Below are 18,973 nucleotides of genomic sequence, written 5' to 3' on the forward strand. Positions count from 1 at the left end.
CATTTTAATCTAGAGTTTGAGATCTTTTTTGCTTTTGTGTATCTCTAAAAAAGAAATCATACGGATCGTCTTCTAACCTAAACAAAGCATTTTGAAACTCTCGAAGCGTTTTTTTAAACTCTATTAAAGTCAAAGATGTTTCATGTAAAGTAGGAGATAATATTTCTTTTATATCATAATTTCCATTTTTCAAATCAGAGTTTATCAAATTTAAGGTTTTATTTAAATTAAGAGCTGTTTTATTTGCATTTTTTGCAAAATTATCTGCATTTTTAACTAATTCATTAAAATTTTTTAAACTTTCATCGATGTCCGATTTATCGATCTTTGCTAAAATTTCATCAAGATTTTTTAAAATGGAATTTAACTTAGCAAAATTTTCAGCGTTGCTTAAATTTGAGGCTGTTAAATTTATAGAGCTTAATGTTTGTTTTAAATTTTGTAAATTTTCATCATCTAAAACTGAGTTTATTTTTTTAATTGCTTCACTAACTCCTGTTGTTATGGCTTTTGCCTCGGAGTTAAACTTACTTAAAAAACTTTTATCTAAGTATAAAATTGGCCTTTCATTTTTAGAAAAATTCTCACCATCTCCTTTTGATAAATTTAATGTAGTAAGTCCACTAAGGCCTTGAATTTCAGTGGTTGCAATACTGTTTTTCTTGATAGGAAAATCTTTTTGAACATCGATAGTTATCTCAATTACTCCATAATCGCTATCTTTTGCAAAATTTATATCTTTTACATATCCAGCTGGAACTCCTATATATTTTACTACTGAGCCTTCTTTTAGTCCGTTTGGAAGCTCTTTTGTGTGTATATAATAAGTTTTATAATGAACATTTGAATCAGATCTTGTAGTCATCCACCAAACAAAACAAATAGTTAAAATTCCTACCAATATAGTAAAAATTCCAACAATTGTAAAAGAGTTTTTATTTTCCATTAATTTTCCTTATTTTTGCTATCAAAAAGCTCTTTTAAAGGGTTATTTTCAAAATTTTTAACTTCTTCTATGTTTCCCTCAAAAGCCACTTTTTTATTATCAATTATTAAAAATCTATCAAGTATATTAAAAATAGAGTCACTATCATGAGTTACCATGCCAACTGTTATTCCTAAACTATCTCTTAAACTAACTATTAACTCATCCATTCTTCTAGCACTTACTGGATCAAGTCCTGAGTTTGGCTCATCTAAAAAAAGCACTCTTGGACTTAAAACTAAAGCTCTTGCAAGAGCAACTCTTTTTTTCATACCACCACTTAACTCACTTGGAAAAAGCTTTGCCGCATCTTCTTTTAAGCCTGATTTTTTAAGCCAAAACATAGAAATATCTCTAATATCGTTTTTGTTTAAAGAGCTATATTCTCTAAGTAAAACTCCAATATTATCAAGTACATTCATAGATGAATAAAGTGCACCAAACTGAAACATAACGCCTGTTTTAAGCTTTATCTCTTCCCTTTGATTTATATTAAGTGACCACAAGTCTTTATCAAACATATAAACTTTTCCATCACTTGGCTCTTTCAAATAAATCAAAGTTTTCATTAAGGTTGTTTTACCACTACCGCTTCCACCTAAAAAGCCATAAATTTCACCCTCTTTTATATGAAAACTAGCATCTTTATGGATCACCTTATCACCATATTTTATAGTTAAATTTTTAGCTTCTATAAACATTATAAATCAACTTTAAGAAAAAATATAGCAAACAAACAATCAATTAAAATAACCCAAAATATCGCATTTACAACACTTTTTGTAGTAAGTTCTCCAATGCTTGATGTACTTCCAGTTACTTCAAAACCTCTTAAGCACCCTATTAAAGCTATTGCCATTCCAAAAAATGGCGCTTTTACAAGTCCAATGTAAAAATGCCTTATTTCAACTAAATTTTTAAGCCTATCAAAATAGGTTGAAAAATTAATTTCTAAATAATAATATGAAACTAGCATTTGACCCAAAATACTTGCCATATCTGCTAAAAAAACAATAAATGGCATAATAATAATCATAGCTAAAATACGCGGAATAACTAAATTTATAAATGGATCAAAACCCATTGTTTTCATCGCATCAATTTCTTCTGTTATTTTCATAACACCAATTTGAGCAGTAAAAGAAGATGCACTTCTTCCAGCAACTACGATAGCTGCGATTAATGGGCTTAATTCTCTAAAAGTAAGCATCCCCATAATTTCAACTATAAAAAGTGTTACTCCAAAACTTGAGAGCATTTCTGAGCCTATATAAATAAGCACAATTCCTATTAAAAATGAGGTTAAACAGACTATAAAAACTGCATTAATTCCCGCATCGTTACAGACATTTGAAATAGCCTTAAACCTAAGTTTTTTTAAATTTAAAAGATTATAAAAAGATTTTATACTAAGCTCTCCAAAAAAGCTTAAAAAGCTTAAAAAGCTTAAATATGCACCATAAACTGAAATTCCAACTTCTTCAAAAAAATTTCTTTTTTTAAATTTATATGTTTTTTTAGGGATGTCATCTTTAATCAGTGAAAATATAGAATCAAATTTTTCATTTGAGTTTGCAAAATCAATTTTTAAATTATTTTTTAATGCAAATTTATAGATAATTATAGCAATAGCATAGTCTATACTCTTTAAATTTGAAAAATCAAAAGTAACTTTATCTTTACAATTTTTAATATCTTTTTTTATAAGAGAGACAGTTTTTTTGCTAATTTTATAATCCCAAATTCCATTTAAAAAAATAACTGAATTCTCAACACTAAAAGAGTTTTCTTGCAAATTTAACCTTAAATAAAAAAATAAGGTTAATTATACTATAATCTTTCTTTACTTTAAATTAATAAATAGGTAGTTAAATTTGGCTAAAAAAAGGGTTTTTGCAGGGTTTTTTACAAATAGCATAGGAATACTTGTTTCTAGAATTTTAGGGCTTTTTAGAGACCTTTTAACAGCTAGTGTTTTAGGTGCTGGAGTTTGGAGTGATATTTTTTTTATAGCATTTAAATTACCAAATTTATTTAGAAGACTTTTTGGCGAGGGTGCTTTTACTCAAGCTTTTTTGCCAGGTTTTACTCAAGCTAAAAAAAAGGCTATTTTTGCAACAACTGTTTTAATAAAATTTACTATTTTTATACTATTTTTAACCCTTTTAGTTAATCTTTTTGCTCCGCTTTTTACAAAATTTTTAGCCATTGGATTCGATAAACAAACTATAAATTTAGCAGTTCCTTATGTAAGAATAAATTTTTGGTATTTAACTTTTATATTTTTAGTTACACTATTTGCCTCGCTTTTGCAATATAAAGATCATTTTGCAACAACAGCCTTTTCAACAGCACTGCTAAATATCTCAATGATAATATCTTTAATTTTAGCAAAATCAAAAGATGATGAAACTATAGTGTTATATCTTAGTGTAGGCGTTGTAATTGGTGGGATAATGCAACTTCTTGTGCATTTATTTGCTTTAAAAAAACTAAAATTATTAAGATATTTTGGTGTTGGAATCACTGCATTAAAAAAAGGAAAAAAAGCTGATACAAAAGGCTTTTATAAAAACTTTTTTCACGGAGTAATTGGCTCAAGTGCAGCACAAATTGGGGCTTTTATAGATACTTGGTTTGCAAGTTTTTTAGCTTTTGGAAGTATAAGCTATCTATACTATGCAAATAGAATTTTCCAGCTTCCTCTTGCTCTTTTTGCTATTGCACTATCAACAGCACTTTTTCCAAAAATTGCAAAAGCAATAAGTAAAAATGATGATAAAACTGCTTTGATTCTACTTTCTAAAGCATTTCATCTACTTTTTGCCTTGCTTTTATTTTCTACAATTGGTGGTGTTATTTTAAGTAAAGAGATAATTTGGCTCTTGTTTGAAAGAGGTGCTTTTACAAGAAGTGATACTATAAACTCAATGTTTGTTTTAAGTATGTTTATGATTGGACTACTTCCTTTTGGACTAGCTAAAATTTTTTCGCTCTGGCTTTATGCAAAAAATAAACAAAATATAGCTGCAAAAATCGCAATTAAAAGCCTTATTTTAAATATAATAAGCTGTTTTTTACTTATAAAACCTTTAGGCGCAGCAGGCTTAGCACTAGCTAGCTCAATTGGTGGTTTTTACCTATTTATTATGAATTTAAAAGAGTTTGGCTTTAGAAATTTTTTAGATATAATAAGCCCTAAAAAAATCTTTATAATACTTGCTTTATGCTTAGTAGAGGTTTTATTGCTTTTAGTTTTTAAGGAAATAATTAATGATTATATTTGATAGTGTTATGAAAAAAAAGGTAAATTTTGAACCTATTGATAAAAATATTGTAAGAATTTATCTATGTGGTCCAACAGTTTATGATGATGCTCACTTAGGACATGCAAAAAGTGCGGTTAGTTTTGATCTATTAAGAAGAGTTTTTATAAATTTAGGTTACGAGGTTAAATTTGTAAGAAATTTTACTGATATAGATGATAAAATTTTAAATAAAATGAAAACTAGCGGCAAAAGCTTAGAAGATATCACAAATTTTTATATAAAAAGATATTTGGATGATATGGATAGCCTAAATGTTTTAAGGCCAGATTTAGAGCCAAAAGCCACTGAAAATTTAGAAAATATAATTAAATATATTTCAAAATTACTAGATAATGGCATGGCTTATAAAATAAAAGATGATGGCATTTATTTTGATACAAAAAAAGATAAGAAATATCTTAGTTTAAGCAAAAAAAACAGCGATGATGAGGCTATAGCAAGAGTAAAAAGTAATGAATTAAAAAAAGATCCAAAAGATTTTGTTTTATGGAAATTTGATGAGTTATGGTATGAAAGTCCTTTTGGAAAAGGGCGTCCTGGTTGGCATACAGAGTGCGTTGCTATGATAAAAGCTCATCTTGATTCAAACAATAAATTCTACTCAATTGACATTCATGCAGGCGGAATGGATCTACTTTTTCCACATCATGAAAATGAAGCTGCACAGTGTAGATGTGGTGAGTATAAAAATCTTTCAAAATACTGGATGCATAATGGCTTTGTTCAAATAGACAATCAAAAAATGAGCAAAAGTTTAAATAATAGCTTTTTTATAAAAGATGCCTTAAAATTAGTTCCTGGTGAGGCTTTAAGATTCTATCTTCTAAGCTCACATTATAGGGCAAATTTTAACTATAACTTAGAAGATTTAAAAGCCTCTAAAAAAAGACTTGATAAAATTTATAGACTTTTACAAAGAGTTGATAACTTTAAAATAGGAGAGTTAAATTTAGAGCTTAAAGATGAGATAATAAAAGCTTTAAGTGATGATTTAAACACTTCAAAAGCTTTTGCAGTAATTGATGATTTTATAAATTTAAGTAACGATTTTTTAGATAAATTCCCAAAAGATAGATCTAAAAAAGGCGAAATTTTAGCAAATTTAGAGTTTATTAAAAATATTTTTGGAATTTTAGAAGATAAAAATTACTTTAAATTTGGCATAAGCAATGAACAAAAAGAAGAAATTGAAAATTTGATAAATCAAAGATATGAAGCTAAAAAAGAAAGAAATTTTATAAAAGCTGATGAGATAAGAGATAAATTATCAAAAAATGGAATTTCTATAATGGATACGCCAAATGGCACAACTTGGGAGAAGATTTAAATGAAAAAAAGCGAATTAAATAAAGGCTTAAAAGAAGTTTTTAAAAGATTTTTGCCCTACATAAAAAACTATATACCACAATTTTGTTTTGCAATAATAGGTATGATTATGGCAGCAGCTGGAACATCGCTAACTGCATGGCTTATAGAACCTGTTTTAAATAAAATTTTTATAGAAAAAAATGAAAATTTACTATACATTTTACCTTATGCAGTTATTTTTGTATATTTTATAAAAGGAGCTGGCGGGTATATGCAAAGATATTTTACCGTTTATATAGGTCAAGATATTATACGAGAATTTAGAGAAAAAATGGTAAAAAATCTAACTAATTTGGATATGAAATTTTTTAACGAAATACGCACAGGCGAACTGATAAGTAGAACTATAAATGACATTGATAGAATTAGAAATATAGTATCAAATATGATACCTGAGTTTTTTACAAATTTACTTACCATTATTGGTCTTTTAGGTGTTGTAATTTATCAAAGTCCAAAACTTGCTTTTTTTGCTTTAATCATACTTCCAGCAGCTATTTACCCACTAAGTTTATTAGCGAAAAAAATGAAAAAAATATCAAGACAGTCCCAAGAAAAAACATCTGATATAAGCTCGGTTTTAAGCGAAATTTACACAAATATAGAGATAATTAAAGCAAATAACACAGAAGAAAAAGAGCTAAATAGATTTAAAAAAGAAAATAATAAGTTTTTTAAACTAAACTTAAAATCAGTTAAAATAAACGAACTCGTAAGCCCATTAATGGAGACTTTGGGTTCAGTTGGAGTTGCAGTTGTTATAATCGTTGGTGGAAAAAGCGTTATTGATGGCACAATGAGTGTGGGAAGCTTCTTTTCATTTTTAACAGCACTGTTTTTACTCTATACTCCAATTAAAAAAATATCAAGTCTTTATAATAACATGCAAGATGCAGTAGCTGCAAGCGAAAGAACATTTGAACTAATTGATAAAACACCTTCAATTGTTGGAGGAACGAAAGATTTTCCAGATGATGCAAAAAGCATAACATATCAAGATGTTTATTTAAAATATGGCGATAAAGATGTTTTAAAAGGCATTAGTTTTAGCGCTTATAAAGGCGAAATTATAGCCTTAGTTGGTGGAAGTGGAGGCGGAAAAACATCTATTATAAACACGCTTTTAAGATTTTATGACATTAATAGCGGAAATATTTTGGTAAATAATAGCGATTTATATGAGTTTAGCCTAAAAAGTTTAAGACAAAATATCGGTCTTGTTAGCCAAAGAGTTTATATTTTTAACGATACTATCGCAAATAATGTCGCATATAGCGGTGAATTTGATGAAAAAAAAGTAATTGAAGCTTTGAAAATGGCAAATGCGTATGACTTTGTAATGAGCTTAGAAAATGGTATAAATACCGTTTTAAATGAGTTTGGATCAAATTTAAGCGGTGGCCAAAGACAGCGTATTGCAATTGCTAGAATGCTTTATAAAGACCCACAAATCATAATCTTAGATGAGGCAACATCAGCACTTGATAACACAAGTGAAAATGCAATTACAGAAGCTATAGAAAATATCAAACAAGATAAAATTATATTTGTAGTTGCCCATAGACTTACAACCATAAAAAATGCAAATAATATCCTAGTTTTAAATGAAGGAAAAGTTGTAGGTTTTGGAAGTGAGGAAAAATTAAGCCTTGAATGCGATGAATATAAAAAGCTTAAAGGCACTTTTAATTAAGAGAATTTAAAAGTAAGATTTGTTAGAATACCGTTTATTTAAAAAAGGAATAAATTTTGAAATATGAAACACTAAAAAAAATATTTTTTCAACTTGACCCTGAAAATGCACATTCCTTAGCTATGAAAGGGCTTAGATTTGCCAACAATAATCCATGGATTTTAAATGTAGTTGGTAGAAATTATTTACAAAATGATGAAATTTTAAAACAAAATTTATGGGGAATTAACTTTGATAACCCAATCGGTTTAGCTGGAGGGTTTGATAAAGATGGCGTTGCGCTAAAAGCTTTGCAAAGTCTTGGTTTTGGACATATTGAGTTTGGAACAGTTACACCAAAACCACAACCTGGAAATGAAAAACCACGTCTTTTTAGACTTGTAAAAAATGAAAGTATTCAAAATGCTATGGGCTTTAACAATGCAGGAATGGAAGTTGTTAAAAAAAATGTTTCAAAATTTTACCCACTAAATTCTGTGATAGTTGCAAATATAGGCAAAAATAAAATAACACCAAATGATGAAGCCTTAAATGATTATGAAATACTTGTAAAAGAATTTGATGAAGTTTGTGATATGTTTGTTGTAAATTTAAGCTCACCAAATACTCCAAATTTAAGAGATTTACAAGAAAGTGAATATATAAAGAAATTTTTTGAAACTTTAAAGCCATTAACTAAAAAACCAATTTTACTTAAAATTTCACCCGATTTTACATATGATCAAGCTATTGAAATCTGCACCGCAGCAGTAGAAAACAAAGCTGATGGAATAATAATAAACAATACAAGCATTGACTACTCTCTTTCGCCAAATATAAAAGAACATAAAGGCGGAATTAGCGGAAAACTTATAACGCACAAATCAAGAGAACTTTTAAAAGCTATTTCTAAAGAATTATTTGGAAAAACAACTCTAATAAGCTGTGGAGGTATAGATAATGCCGAGGAAGCTTATGAAAGAATTAAATATGGTGCAAGCTTGATTCAAATTTACACTTCTTTTATTTTTAAAGGTCCAACTATTGCAAGAGATATAAACGAAGGACTTATAAAACTTCTTAAAAAAGATGGTTTTTCAAACATAAAAGAAGCTATCGGTATAGAAATAAAAAAATAAGAAGGGATAAATTTGTTACCAAAATATAATAAATTTATATTAAAAAACGGACTTGAAATTTATCATGTCCCTATGAATTTAGGAAGTGATGTTATTAGTGTAAATGTTGTTTATAAAGTTGGTTCAAGAAATGAAACTATGGGTAAAAGTGGCATAGCCCACATGCTTGAACATCTAAATTTTAAATCAACCAAAAATAGAAAAGCTGGAGAATTTGATGCAACGGTTAAAAGTTTTGGTGGTATTAATAACGCTTCAACTGGCTTTGACTATACGCACTATTTTATAAAATGCTCAAATAAAAACTTAGAAAAATCACTTGAATTATATGCTGATATAATGGAAAATTTAAACTTAAATGATGAAGAATTTCAGCCTGAAAGAAATGTGGTTTTAGAAGAAAGACTTTGGAGAACAGATAATAATCCTTTTGGATATCTATTTTTTAGACTTTTTAATAACGCATTTATTTATCATCCTTATCACTGGACTCCAATTGGATTTAAAAATGATATTAAAAATTGGAGTATTGATGATATAAAGAGATTTCACTCCATATATTATCAGCCTAAAAATGCAACTTTACTAATAGTTGGTGATATAGATGAAAAAACTGTTTTTAACCTATCAAAAAAATACTTTGAAAACATAAAAAATAGATGTGAGATGCCAAATTTACACACTTACGAGCCAGTTCAAGATGGAGAAAAGTCATTTGTTATTTATAAACAAAGCGAAGTTGAAATTTTAGGACTAGCGTATAAAATTCCACCATTTAAACACAAAGATAGAATCAAATTTGAAGCGATAAGTCAATACCTAAGCGGTGGTAAAAGCTCACTTTTAAATAAAGTTTTGATTGATGAAAAAAACTTAGCAAATCAAATAGATACCTATAATCTTTCAAGTATTGATGAAAATTTATTTATAATTTTTGCAGTTTGTAATCCAGGAATTAGTGCAGATAAGTTAAAAAATGAAATTTTAAAACTCATAGAGGAACAAAAAGAAAATTTAATTAAAGATGATGAGATAGAAAAATTAAAAAATAGTGTAAAATCTGATTTTGTTTACTCATTTGACAACACTAGTAAGGTTTCTTCAATATATGCAAACTATATAATGTGTGGCGATATAGATATGCTTTTTAGCTATCAAGATGATATAAACTCGCTTAAAAAAGATGATATAAAAGAAGCTTTTAAAAAGTATTTTAATAAATCAAATTTGACAATTGGTGTTTTAAAAAACGGATAAAAGGAGTAAAAGATGGAAAAAGCTGTATTAAGCGGTGCTATGACAGCACTTATTACACCACTTAAAAATGGTGCTTTAGATGAAAATGGCTATGCAAAACTTATAAAAAGACAAATTGAAAATGGCATAAATGCAGTAGTTCCGGTTGGTACAACTGGAGAAAGTGCAACTCTAACTCATGATGAGCATAGAAGATGTATTGAAATAGCAGTTGATGTGTGCAAAAATACCGGTGTTAAAGTTGTAGCTGGTGCTGGAAGTAACGCAACTCATGAAGCAGTTGGACTTGCAAAATTTGCTAAAGAACATGGCGCGGATGCAATTTTATCAGTAACACCTTATTATAACAAACCAACCCAGGAAGGACTTTATTTGCATTACAAAGAACTAGCAGCTTCAGTTGATTTGCCTGTTCTTTTATATAATGTCCCAGGTCGTTGTGGAGTTGAAATTTCAACAGATACTATTATTAGACTTTTTAATGATTGTCAAAATATAATTGGTGTAAAAGAAGCGAGTGGCAATATAGATAAATGTGTTGATTTATTAGCTCATGAACCAAGGCTTTGTGTAATAAGCGGTGAAGATGCGATAAATTATCCAATTTTAAGCAATGGCGGAAAAGGAGTTATATCAGTTACTTCTAACTTACTTCCTGATTACACTGCAAAATTAACTAAATTTGCACTAGATAATGAGTTTTTAAAAGCAAAAGCGATAAATGATGATTTGTATAATATAAATAAAGTTATGTTTTGCGAAAGCAACCCAATCCCTATAAAAGCAGCAATGTTTATAGCAGGATTAATCGATAGCTTAGAATACAGACTTCCTCTTTGCAAACCAAGTAAAGAGAATTTATTAAAAATAGAAAAAATAATGAAACAATATGATATAAAAGGATTTTAATGGATAATTTTTTTAAAAATAAAACGCTGGTTATAAGTGGTGGAACAAGAGGTATTGGAAGAGCAATAGTTGAAGAGTTTGCACAAAATGGTGTAAATATAGCTTTTACATACAACTCAAACGAAGAACTTGCAAAAGAAATAGAAAAAGAATTAGCCGATAAATACGGTATAAAAGCTAAATCTTATCCTCTTAACATACTTGAACCTGAAACATATAAAGAACTATTTTTAGAAATAGACAAAGACTTTGATAGAGTTGATTTTTTCATATCAAATGCGATTATATCAGGTAGAGCCGTAGTTGGTGGATATACTAAATTTATGAGATTAAAACCTCGTGGAATTAATAATATATTTACAGCAACAGTAAATGCCTTTGTAGTTGGCGCTCAAGAAGCAGCAAAAAGAATGCAAAAAAATGGCGGAGGCTCGATTATCTCAATAAGCTCAACTGGAAATAGAGTATATATAGATAATTATTCAGGTCATGGAACATGTAAAGCAGCAGTTGAAGCTATGGTAAGATATGCAGCAACTGAACTTGGTGAGTTTAATATAAGAGTAAATGCGGTAAGTGGTGGACCAATAGAAACTGATGCCTTAAGAGCTTTTGTAAATTATGAAGAAGTTAGAGATAAAACAGCTGAGCTTAGTCCTCTTGGTAGAATGGGTCAGCCTACTGATTTAGCAGGAGCATGTTTATTTATCTGTTCAGATAAGGCTAGCTGGGTTACAGGACATACTTTTATAGTTGATGGTGGAACAACATTTAAATAATGATAAATTTACCAAATGCTTTAGCTATTATTAGGATATTCTTATCATTTTTATTTTTCTTTTTGCTTGTAAATTTAGGTGAAATTTGCCCAAATTTACATACTAGTTGGATAAATTATTTTGCAGTTGTTGTTTTTTTACTAGCATCAATTACTGATTTTTTTGATGGCTATATAGCAAGAAGCTGGAATCAAATAACCAAATTTGGTGAAATAATAGATCCACTAGCTGATAAAATGCTAACTCTTGCTGGATTTATAGGACTAATGTATTTAGGACGAGCAAATCCATGGGCAATTTATCTAATACTTATAAGAGAGTTTTTTATAACTGGATTTAGAGTTATAATGGCAAGTGATGGGGTAAAAGTAAGTGCTGGAATGGCTGGGAAAGTTAAAACTGTTTTTCAAATGATAGCAATTATATTTTTAACAATGCAATGGTTTGGTGGTGCAATTTTACTTTGGATAAGTGTATTTTTAACGCTTTATTCAGGGTTTTTATATATTTTTGGATATGTAAAAGAAATAAAGCAAAGGGAAAAAAAATAATGGATAAAAAAAACTTAAACTTAGCCATTGTTTTAGTGGTTTTAGCTATAGCACTGTGGCATTGGGGACCACTTTTTTTTGTAACTATTTTAGTCATTTCATTTTTGATTTTTTTTCATGAGCTTGGGCATTTTTTGGCAGCAAAGCAACTTGGAGTTTGTGTAAATATCTTTAGCATCGGTTTTGGAGAAAAAATTTATACTAAAAAATTTGGCTCTACAACTTATGCATTAAGCGCTATTCCACTTGGCGGATATGTCCAGCTAAAAGGACAAGACGATGCTAACCCAGCACTTAAAAACTATGATAAAGATAGTTATAATACCCTAAGCCCTTGGGGGCGAATTTATATACTTCTTGCAGGACCATTTTTTAACCTTATTTTGGCATTTTTTATCTACATTGCACTTGGATTTATTGGTGTTGAAAAACTAGCCCCTGTAGTTGGAAAGGTTATGGAAAACTCAGCTGCCAAAAGTGCAAATATAATGCCAAATGATAAAATTTTAAGCATTGATGGCAAGCCTATCAAAGAGTGGGATGATATCTCAAAACTAGTTACCTTACAAACCATGAATATAGAGATTTTAAGAGATAAAAAAACTTTAAATTTAACTCTTACGCCAAAAACAGGAGATGCCAAAACTTTGTTTGGAGAAGATATTAAAAAGCCACTAATTGGAATAACTCCAAAAGGCGATTTTGTAAGGGTCTATCACAAAGGGTTTAGCGCTATTCCATACGCTTTTAATGAAAGTTTAGAAGCTTCAAAGCTCATCATAGTAAGCCTTCAAAAGTTAGTAAGTGGTGTAGTTTCAGTAAAAGAGATGGGCGGAATAGTCGCAATTACCGATATCACAACAAAAGCAGCAAGTATGAGCGTGTCAGTTCTTTTGGTATTAACAGCACTTATTTCAGTAAATTTGGGTATTTTAAACCTCTTTCCAATACCTGTTCTTGATGGTGGGCATATAGTTTTTAACATTTATGAGATCATCTTTAAAAAGCCCGTTAGCGATAGAGTTTTTGTAGGACTTAGTTACGCTGGAATGGCGCTACTTTTTACGCTTATGGCTTTTACTATTATAAATGATTTTCTAAGAATGTTTGGAGCATACAACTGATGAATTTAAACAAACTTTTAGATGAGATAAATGAGCTTTCAAATGGCAGAAAGGTTGAGCTCGTAGCAGTTAGCAAGTATGTCGGCTCAAAAGAGATTAAAGAGCTTTTTGATGAGGGTCAAATGAGCTTTGGAGAAAACAGAGTTCAAGATCTTGTTAAAAAAAGTGATGAGCTAAAAGAGCTCAATTTAAACTGGCATTTCATAGGCACTTTGCAGACAAATAAAATAAATGCCCTTTTAAAAATCCGCCCTACTTTGTGGCAAAGTTGCAATTCCATAAAACTTGCACAGGCTGTAGATAAAAGGCTTGATTATAAGCTCGATACTTTGCTTGAGATAAATGTAGCAGATGAAGATAGTAAAACTGGACTTGATATAAGTCTAGCAATTGAGAGCTATTGCGCCATAAAAGAGAGTTGTAAAAACCTAAATTTAAAAGGCATAATGTGCATTGGCGCCCATAGCGATGATGAGTTAGAGGTTGCAAAAAGTTTTGAAAAGGCTTATGTAATTTATGAAAGCTTGCAAAGTAAAGGTGCTGAAATTTGCTCAATGGGAATGAGTTCGGACTATAAAATAGCTATAAAATGTGGTTCAAATATGATAAGAGTTGGAAGTTTGCTGTTTAAGTAAAAAATTTTTAATATTTTTTAAATATTAATTAGGTAGAATCATATTGTAAAAAAGGATCACGATGAAAACAATAAAAATTATAATACCTATATGTTTAGTATGTTTTATTTTAAACGCAAATGATAATGCAGATGGAAGTTTTATATTCAATAAAGAACCCAGACAAGAATTACAGGAACCAACGATACAAGAAAACAATGTAATCTATGTAAAAAATATTACTGGCATAGGAGAAAGTTTAGAGAAAGCTAAAAACGATGCCATACAAAATGCTATGAAATTTGGTGTAGGCGAATATTTGATAACTAAAGAAGAGCTAAATAATGATGAATTAAATCTAGAAGTTGCAAACTACTCAAATGCTTATATCCTTGACTATAGGCAGATAAAAGAGACAAATGAAAATGGGATTTATAAAGTATCTGCAGATGTTACATTGGAAAAAAATAAAATTTTAGGAACATTAACTAAACTAAATATAAATCATATGGATTTTAGTTCTGGTGTATTAAAAAATTACGCTGCAGACACAGCAGAAAAAAAAGAAAATGCTAAAAAAATGATTGAAAATGAGATAATTAAGCCTTTAGAAAATGGACTTGCTTACGATAAAGAAATTATTGATATTCAGCCATTAAATAGAAGTGATTTGATACATGCAAGAGATGAAAAAGGAAGTAAGTTTATAGATACGTACGCATATGAAGATGCTATCGATATAATTGATGAGTTATATGTAGCAAAAGTAAGAATAAAAACAAATGAAAACTATATAAAAAAAGCAGAAAAAATTATAAGCCTATTTTCAAAAAAATTAAGTAAAGAAGATAATGATAAAGAAGCAAATTTTATAGTGGATAATCGCAAATATTTCATTATCGATAAATACATAAGAGAAGAAATTTTTATTAAAAAATTAAAAAATATTGGTATTTATGGTATTATTTTTAAAGTTATTGATGCTAATGATGAAACCTATATAACAAAATGTGCTCCAAGTAAAATTATAGGAATGATGTGTGCAAGCACCTATACTTGCTATAAACCTCATGAAAACTATAAACGAGAATTTATAACTAAAAAGTTATATTTCTTTTTTAATTTAAATAAAATAAGAAAATTTACAGAAGATGATAAAAAAAATAATATAAAATATTATTATAAATTTGATCATAATCCTTCTTCTATTAGTAGCAACAATAATATTTTAAATTTTTCGAAAACTATAAGTCCAAAAAATCAAGATCCATATGAATCAAAATATTTGAATTTTAAAACCAAAGAACAAGTGTTTTATATAATTATACAATTAGATAAACAGGATACAGATAACATGCAAAAACTTAAATTAGATTTTTTATATACTGAAATAAATGAATGCAATAAAAGGGAGGAGTAATAATGAAAAGGGTTTTATCAATTTGTGCAATTATCGCAGTAGCAAATGCGGGGGTAGATTCAGTTAATATTGACGAAAATGGCAATATTAAACTAAAAGCCGTAGCTGAAGACGTTATGAGAATAGGTGATGCAAGAGATAAACAATCTTGTTTTAAAAAAGCAGAATTAAAAGCGAAGGCTGATATAGCAAAATTTTTTAAGGAGCAAATAACCTCAAAAGAAGTCATTGATGAGTTATCACAACAAGCAGAAAAAACACAAATAAGTAATAACTCCGAATCTGATAATATCAATAGAGACGTAGTTATAAACGAAGCTACACACATACAGAATAATGCTGAAGCTGCACTTCGTGGCCTTGTTGTAATTGAAAAAGTAGCATCGATTGAAAATAAAGAATGTAGTGTAACAATTGGTTTTAATAGCAAAACTTTAAAAGCAGCAGAAACAATAAACAAAGCTATGCAACAGTCAATAGCCAAAGATAGTCAAGCAACTAAACAAAAAGATGAAGCTATGCAAAATAACAATAATAGCTCAAATAATGGTGGCGTGATAGAAAAAGTTAAAAACTCAACAAAAAGGTCATCAATGTATGATGAATTTTAATGAAAAATATTTTAATTTTATTTCTATTAATAACAATACCCAATGCCTCTAATTTAAAGGCATTGGATGAAGAGTTTTATCCTTCAGTTAAAGAAGGTATTATTGAACAAAACAACACCGTAATCATAGCAACTAAAATATCGATAAATGATGCAAGAGGCAGACAAACAGCCACTAAAAGAGCAAAGCTATTATTATTTAAATATCTTAAAAAAAATGATGAAAATTTAAAAAGTGTAGAAATTGCTGGTTTTAATAGCGGATACCATGAAAACGGATATATGTTTTCAGCTGTAAATAAAACCAATATAAAAAATATTTATACAATAGATGAAAACAATAAAAATTCTAACGACTTAAATGATATAAAAGACGCCTTAAAAGAACAAGCTATGGAGTTAGAAAAAGAAAATACAAAAAAAAGCCTACTACAAGCAAAAGATATATATCAAATGCAATTATTCGATATGGAAGGATATAATAGAGTTTCTAAAAAAATCATGCAACTAAAAACTAAACAAAATGGTGACTAAAACCACCATTTTTAGATTTATTTCACCCTTATTTTTATATTGTTTTCATCAGCATCTATTACTATCTCATCGCCACTTTTTATCTCATCTTTGAGTATCATCTCAGCTATCTCATCTTCAACCAACTCATACATTGCTCTTCTTAGTGGTCTTGCACCAAACTCAGCGTCATATCCAACACTTGCGATAAGCTTTTTAGCATTTTGAGTTAGAGTTGCTTTTATCTCTCTTTCTAGGAGCTTGTTTTGTAGCGACTTAAACATAATATCTACAATTTTTACTAGATTTTCCTCTTTTAAAGGATTAAATACGATGATATCATCAAGTCTATTTAAAAACTCGGGCTTAAAATAGCTTTTCAAAGCAGCCTTAACAAGCTCATCTCTTTTTTCTTTATCACCACTAAACTCCATAATTTCATTTGATGCGATATTTGAAGTTAAGATTATAATTGTATTTTTAAAATCAACTGTAACGCCCTTATTATCGGTTGCCCTACCATCATCTAAGATTCCAAGTAAGATATTAAAAACATCTTTATGAGCCTTTTCTATCTCATCAAAAAGCAAAACCGAATAAGGCTTTCTTCTAACAGCCTCACTAAGTTGTCCACCCTCATCATATCCAACATATCCAGGAGGTGCTCCAAGAAGTCTTGAGACACTATGGCGCTCCATATATTCACTCATATCAAAGCGTATCATCGCCTTTTCATCATCGAACAAAAACTTAGCCAAAGCCTTTGCCGACTCAGTTTTTCCAACTCCAGTAGGTCCTAAAAACAAAAAGCTCCCAATCGGCCTATTGGCACTTGAAAGACCTGCTTTATTTCGCTTTATTGCTCTTGCCAATGCATGAAGTGCCTCATCTTGCCCTACAACACTCTCTTTTAAATGTTCTTCAATATTTAGGTATTTTTCTTTTTCACTAGTTAGCATTTTAGCTACACTAATTCCCGTCCATTTACTTAAAATTCCAGCTACTAAATTCTCATCAACCTCATTCTTTAAAAGTGTCCCGTTTTCTTGCATTTTTGCCCATTTTTCTTCAAGAGCTTTTATCTCATTTTCTTTAGCAGGAATTTTTCCATACTCTATCTCAGCAGCCTTATTTAGATCTCCATTTCGCCTAGCCATCTCAGCTTCATTTTTCAAACTATCAACACTTTTTTTAGCATCACTTATAGAGCTAAATACCTTTTTTTCGTTTTCAAATTGCGAATTTAGTGCATTTTTCTTCTCATTTAAATTTGCTAGTTCTTTTTCTATTTCACCAAGCCTTGTTTCATTCTTTTCTTTATCTTCCATTTTTAAGGCCTCTTTTTCAACTTGCAAAGTTACAATTTCTCGCTTTATTTTAGCAAGCTCAAAAGGCTCACTTTCTATTTGCATTTTAAGCTCAGCTGCTGCCTCATCGATCAAATCTATAGCTTTATCTGGCAAAAATCTGCCTGAGATATAGCGATCACTTAATTTTGCAGCCGCAACCAATGCACTATCAGTTATGCTAACATTGTGATGAACTTCAAGACGCTCTTTAATGCCTCTTAAAATTTGCAAAGCTTCATTAACACTTGGCTCACCGACATTTACAGGCTGAAAACGGCGCTGCAATGCTGCATCTTTTTCAAAATATTTTCTATACTCTTTTAGTGTTGTTGCACCGATTGTATGAAGCTCACCTCTTGCAAGAGCTGGTTTTAGGATATTTGCCGCGTCCATACTTCCTTCACTTGCACCTGCTCCTACAATTGTGTGGATTTCATCTATAAATAAAATAACATTTTTTGCTTTTATAACTTCATCAATAACCGCTTTTAGCCTATCTTCAAACTCTCCACGATACTTTGCACCTGCAATTAATGCACTCATATCAAGAGCAATTAATTTTTTGTTTGCAAGGCTTGTTGGAACATCATTTTTTACTATTTTTTGAGCTAGACTTTCAACAAGCGCAGTTTTTCCAACACCTGGCTCACCAAGTAAAATTGGGTTATTTTTAGTTTTTCTTATTAAAATTTGCATAACCCTTTGAAGTTCTTCATCGCGCCCAATAACAGGATCTAACTTACCCTCTCTTGCCCTAGCTGTTAAGTCGATACCGTATTTTGCCAAACTATCCATTGTCTCATCAGCAGTTTTTGAGTCAATCTTTTGCCCTGCTCTTAACTTTTCAAGCTCTTTTTTAAACTCATTTAAATCTACAAATTTACTTAAAATTTGTTTAATCGGATCATTTTCTAAATTTGCCAAAATCCAAGTATCAATAGCTATAAAACTATCTCCAAGTTTTGTCATTAGCCCTTTTGCGTTGTCTAATGAATTTATCAAATCCAAACTAATTTTAATATTATCTCTATTTACATTTGAACTTGTAGGCAAAGTTGAAATACGAGATTTTATCTCCAAATTTAATGCTTCATTCGAAACACCAAATTTATTTAAAATTTGATTTAATATCGAGCCTGTATCTGTGCTCATCGCCCAAAGCATGTGCAAGGGCTTTACTTCACTATTTTTTGAATGAAGTGCTAAAGAAAGCGAACTTTCAACTGTTTGCGTAAGTTGATCAGTTAAAATTTCAAATATATTATTCATCTTTTTTCCTTTTTATTTTTATAATAATAGTATTATATAACTTTAGTCTTTAATTGTCAAGTTTCCTAAATGAAATTTTTAAATT

17 protein-coding genes are annotated in these 18,973 nt (G+C 29.5%); 13 read left to right on the plus strand and 4 right to left on the minus strand.

What is annotated here, in order from left to right; translation table 11 throughout:
- Positions 1 to 4: 4 nt before the first annotated feature.
- Genes HMPREF9309_RS06340 through HMPREF9309_RS06350 form a run of 3 tightly spaced genes read right to left on the minus strand, consistent with a single transcriptional unit; the run spans position 5 to position 2,780 of the window.
- Entirely contained in the window at positions 5 to 946 is a 942-nt protein-coding gene (locus HMPREF9309_RS06340) for an MlaD family protein (protein WP_016647098.1), read from the minus strand.
- A complete protein-coding gene (locus HMPREF9309_RS06345; RefSeq protein ID WP_016647099.1) occupies positions 946 to 1,686 on the minus strand; it encodes an ABC transporter ATP-binding protein in 741 nt (246 codons plus the stop codon). Before HMPREF9309_RS06345 ends, HMPREF9309_RS06340 begins: the two co-directional genes overlap by 1 nt.
- Positions 1,686 to 2,780: an MlaE family ABC transporter permease gene (locus HMPREF9309_RS06350; protein WP_016647100.1), complete on the minus strand. Its 1,095-nt coding sequence runs from the start codon at positions 2,778 to 2,780 to the stop codon at positions 1,686 to 1,688. Before HMPREF9309_RS06350 ends, HMPREF9309_RS06345 begins: the two co-directional genes overlap by 1 nt.
- Before the next feature lie 79 nt (positions 2,781 to 2,859).
- Here HMPREF9309_RS06350 and murJ point away from each other — a divergent pair, with 79 nt between their 5' ends.
- From murJ to HMPREF9309_RS06415, 13 genes are all read left to right on the plus strand, one after another.
- Positions 2,860 to 4,272: a murein biosynthesis integral membrane protein MurJ gene (murJ, locus tag HMPREF9309_RS06355; protein WP_016647101.1), complete on the plus strand. Its 1,413-nt coding sequence runs from the start codon at positions 2,860 to 2,862 to the stop codon at positions 4,270 to 4,272.
- Positions 4,259 to 5,641: a cysteine--tRNA ligase gene (gene cysS, locus HMPREF9309_RS06360; RefSeq protein WP_016647102.1), complete on the plus strand. Its 1,383-nt coding sequence runs from the start codon at positions 4,259 to 4,261 to the stop codon at positions 5,639 to 5,641. The genes murJ and cysS overlap by 14 nt, the downstream gene beginning before the upstream one ends.
- Positions 5,642 to 7,375, plus strand: a complete 1,734-nt coding sequence (locus HMPREF9309_RS06365; RefSeq protein ID WP_016647103.1) for an ABC transporter ATP-binding protein — start codon at positions 5,642 to 5,644, stop codon at positions 7,373 to 7,375.
- 56 nt (positions 7,376 to 7,431) lie between these two features.
- Positions 7,432 to 8,493, plus strand: coding sequence for a quinone-dependent dihydroorotate dehydrogenase (locus HMPREF9309_RS06370; RefSeq protein ID WP_016647104.1), 1,062 nt, complete (start codon positions 7,432 to 7,434; stop codon positions 8,491 to 8,493).
- Positions 8,494 to 8,565: 72 nt separating this feature from the next.
- Positions 8,566 to 9,750: a M16 family metallopeptidase gene (locus HMPREF9309_RS06375; RefSeq protein WP_051115725.1), complete on the plus strand. Its 1,185-nt coding sequence runs from the start codon at positions 8,566 to 8,568 to the stop codon at positions 9,748 to 9,750.
- A 12-nt stretch (positions 9,751 to 9,762) separates the two neighbouring features.
- Positions 9,763 to 10,659 (plus strand): 4-hydroxy-tetrahydrodipicolinate synthase, encoded by an 897-nt coding sequence (dapA, locus tag HMPREF9309_RS06380; RefSeq protein WP_016647106.1) that lies wholly within the window; start codon positions 9,763 to 9,765, stop codon positions 10,657 to 10,659.
- A complete protein-coding gene (locus HMPREF9309_RS06385) occupies positions 10,659 to 11,438 on the plus strand; it encodes an enoyl-ACP reductase (RefSeq protein WP_016647107.1) in 780 nt (259 codons plus the stop codon). Before dapA ends, HMPREF9309_RS06385 begins: the two co-directional genes overlap by 1 nt.
- Positions 11,435 to 11,989, plus strand: a complete 555-nt coding sequence (pgsA, locus tag HMPREF9309_RS06390; RefSeq protein ID WP_034907901.1) for a CDP-diacylglycerol--glycerol-3-phosphate 3-phosphatidyltransferase — start codon at positions 11,435 to 11,437, stop codon at positions 11,987 to 11,989. The genes HMPREF9309_RS06385 and pgsA overlap by 4 nt, the downstream gene beginning before the upstream one ends.
- Positions 11,989 to 13,113, plus strand: coding sequence for an RIP metalloprotease RseP (gene rseP, locus HMPREF9309_RS06395; RefSeq protein WP_016647109.1), 1,125 nt, complete (start codon positions 11,989 to 11,991; stop codon positions 13,111 to 13,113). The genes pgsA and rseP overlap by 1 nt, the downstream gene beginning before the upstream one ends.
- Positions 13,113 to 13,748: a YggS family pyridoxal phosphate-dependent enzyme gene (locus tag HMPREF9309_RS06400; protein ID WP_016647110.1), complete on the plus strand. Its 636-nt coding sequence runs from the start codon at positions 13,113 to 13,115 to the stop codon at positions 13,746 to 13,748. Before rseP ends, HMPREF9309_RS06400 begins: the two co-directional genes overlap by 1 nt.
- Positions 13,749 to 13,809: 61 nt before the next feature.
- Positions 13,810 to 15,147: a hypothetical protein gene (locus tag HMPREF9309_RS06405; RefSeq protein ID WP_016647111.1), complete on the plus strand. Its 1,338-nt coding sequence runs from the start codon at positions 13,810 to 13,812 to the stop codon at positions 15,145 to 15,147.
- Between the two features lie 2 nt (positions 15,148 to 15,149).
- Positions 15,150 to 15,758 carry a hypothetical protein gene (locus tag HMPREF9309_RS06410; protein ID WP_016647112.1) on the plus strand — a complete coding sequence of 203 codons (609 nt, stop codon included), beginning with the start codon at positions 15,150 to 15,152 and terminating at the stop codon, positions 15,756 to 15,758.
- The gene (locus HMPREF9309_RS06415; RefSeq protein ID WP_016647113.1) at positions 15,758 to 16,291 is read left to right on the plus strand and encodes a hypothetical protein; all 534 of its coding nucleotides are present in this window, start codon (positions 15,758 to 15,760) and stop codon (positions 16,289 to 16,291) included. Before HMPREF9309_RS06410 ends, HMPREF9309_RS06415 begins: the two co-directional genes overlap by 1 nt.
- A gap of 17 nt (positions 16,292 to 16,308) precedes the next feature.
- On the opposite strand, the gene HMPREF9309_RS06420 is transcribed toward HMPREF9309_RS06415, so the two are convergent.
- Positions 16,309 to 18,888 (minus strand): ATP-dependent Clp protease ATP-binding subunit, encoded by a 2,580-nt coding sequence (locus HMPREF9309_RS06420; RefSeq protein ID WP_016647114.1) that lies wholly within the window; start codon positions 18,886 to 18,888, stop codon positions 16,309 to 16,311.
- Positions 18,889 to 18,973 lie beyond the last annotated feature (85 nt).

The sequence above is a fragment of the Campylobacter ureolyticus ACS-301-V-Sch3b genome, from assembly GCF_000413435.1.
GTDB classification, from domain to species: Bacteria; Campylobacterota; Campylobacteria; order Campylobacterales; family Campylobacteraceae; genus Campylobacter_B; species Campylobacter_B ureolyticus_A.

What these genes read in the sequence shown, in the direction of transcription:
- HMPREF9309_RS06410 (WP_016647112.1), top strand. Translation starts at nt 15,150, where the DNA reads ATGAAAAGGGTTTTATCAATTTGTGCAATTATCGCAGTAGCAAATGCG.
- cysS (WP_016647102.1), top strand. Translation starts at nt 4,259, where the DNA reads ATGATTATATTTGATAGTGTTATGAAAAAAAAGGTAAATTTTGAACCT.
- HMPREF9309_RS06420 (WP_016647114.1), bottom strand. Translation starts at nt 18,888, where the DNA reads ATGAATAATATATTTGAAATTTTAACTGATCAACTTACGCAAACAGTT.
- HMPREF9309_RS06385 (WP_016647107.1), top strand. Translation starts at nt 10,659, where the DNA reads ATGGATAATTTTTTTAAAAATAAAACGCTGGTTATAAGTGGTGGAACA.
- HMPREF9309_RS06415 (WP_016647113.1), top strand. Translation starts at nt 15,758, where the DNA reads ATGAAAAATATTTTAATTTTATTTCTATTAATAACAATACCCAATGCC.
- HMPREF9309_RS06345 (WP_016647099.1), bottom strand. Translation starts at nt 1,686, where the DNA reads ATGTTTATAGAAGCTAAAAATTTAACTATAAAATATGGTGATAAGGTG.
- HMPREF9309_RS06405 (WP_016647111.1), top strand. Translation starts at nt 13,810, where the DNA reads ATGAAAACAATAAAAATTATAATACCTATATGTTTAGTATGTTTTATT.
- HMPREF9309_RS06340 (WP_016647098.1), bottom strand. Translation starts at nt 946, where the DNA reads ATGGAAAATAAAAACTCTTTTACAATTGTTGGAATTTTTACTATATTG.
- HMPREF9309_RS06400 (WP_016647110.1), top strand. Translation starts at nt 13,113, where the DNA reads ATGAATTTAAACAAACTTTTAGATGAGATAAATGAGCTTTCAAATGGC.
- dapA (WP_016647106.1), top strand. Translation starts at nt 9,763, where the DNA reads ATGGAAAAAGCTGTATTAAGCGGTGCTATGACAGCACTTATTACACCA.
- HMPREF9309_RS06375 (WP_051115725.1), top strand. Translation starts at nt 8,566, where the DNA reads ATGAATTTAGGAAGTGATGTTATTAGTGTAAATGTTGTTTATAAAGTT.
- HMPREF9309_RS06365 (WP_016647103.1), top strand. Translation starts at nt 5,642, where the DNA reads ATGAAAAAAAGCGAATTAAATAAAGGCTTAAAAGAAGTTTTTAAAAGA.
- rseP (WP_016647109.1), top strand. Translation starts at nt 11,989, where the DNA reads ATGGATAAAAAAAACTTAAACTTAGCCATTGTTTTAGTGGTTTTAGCT.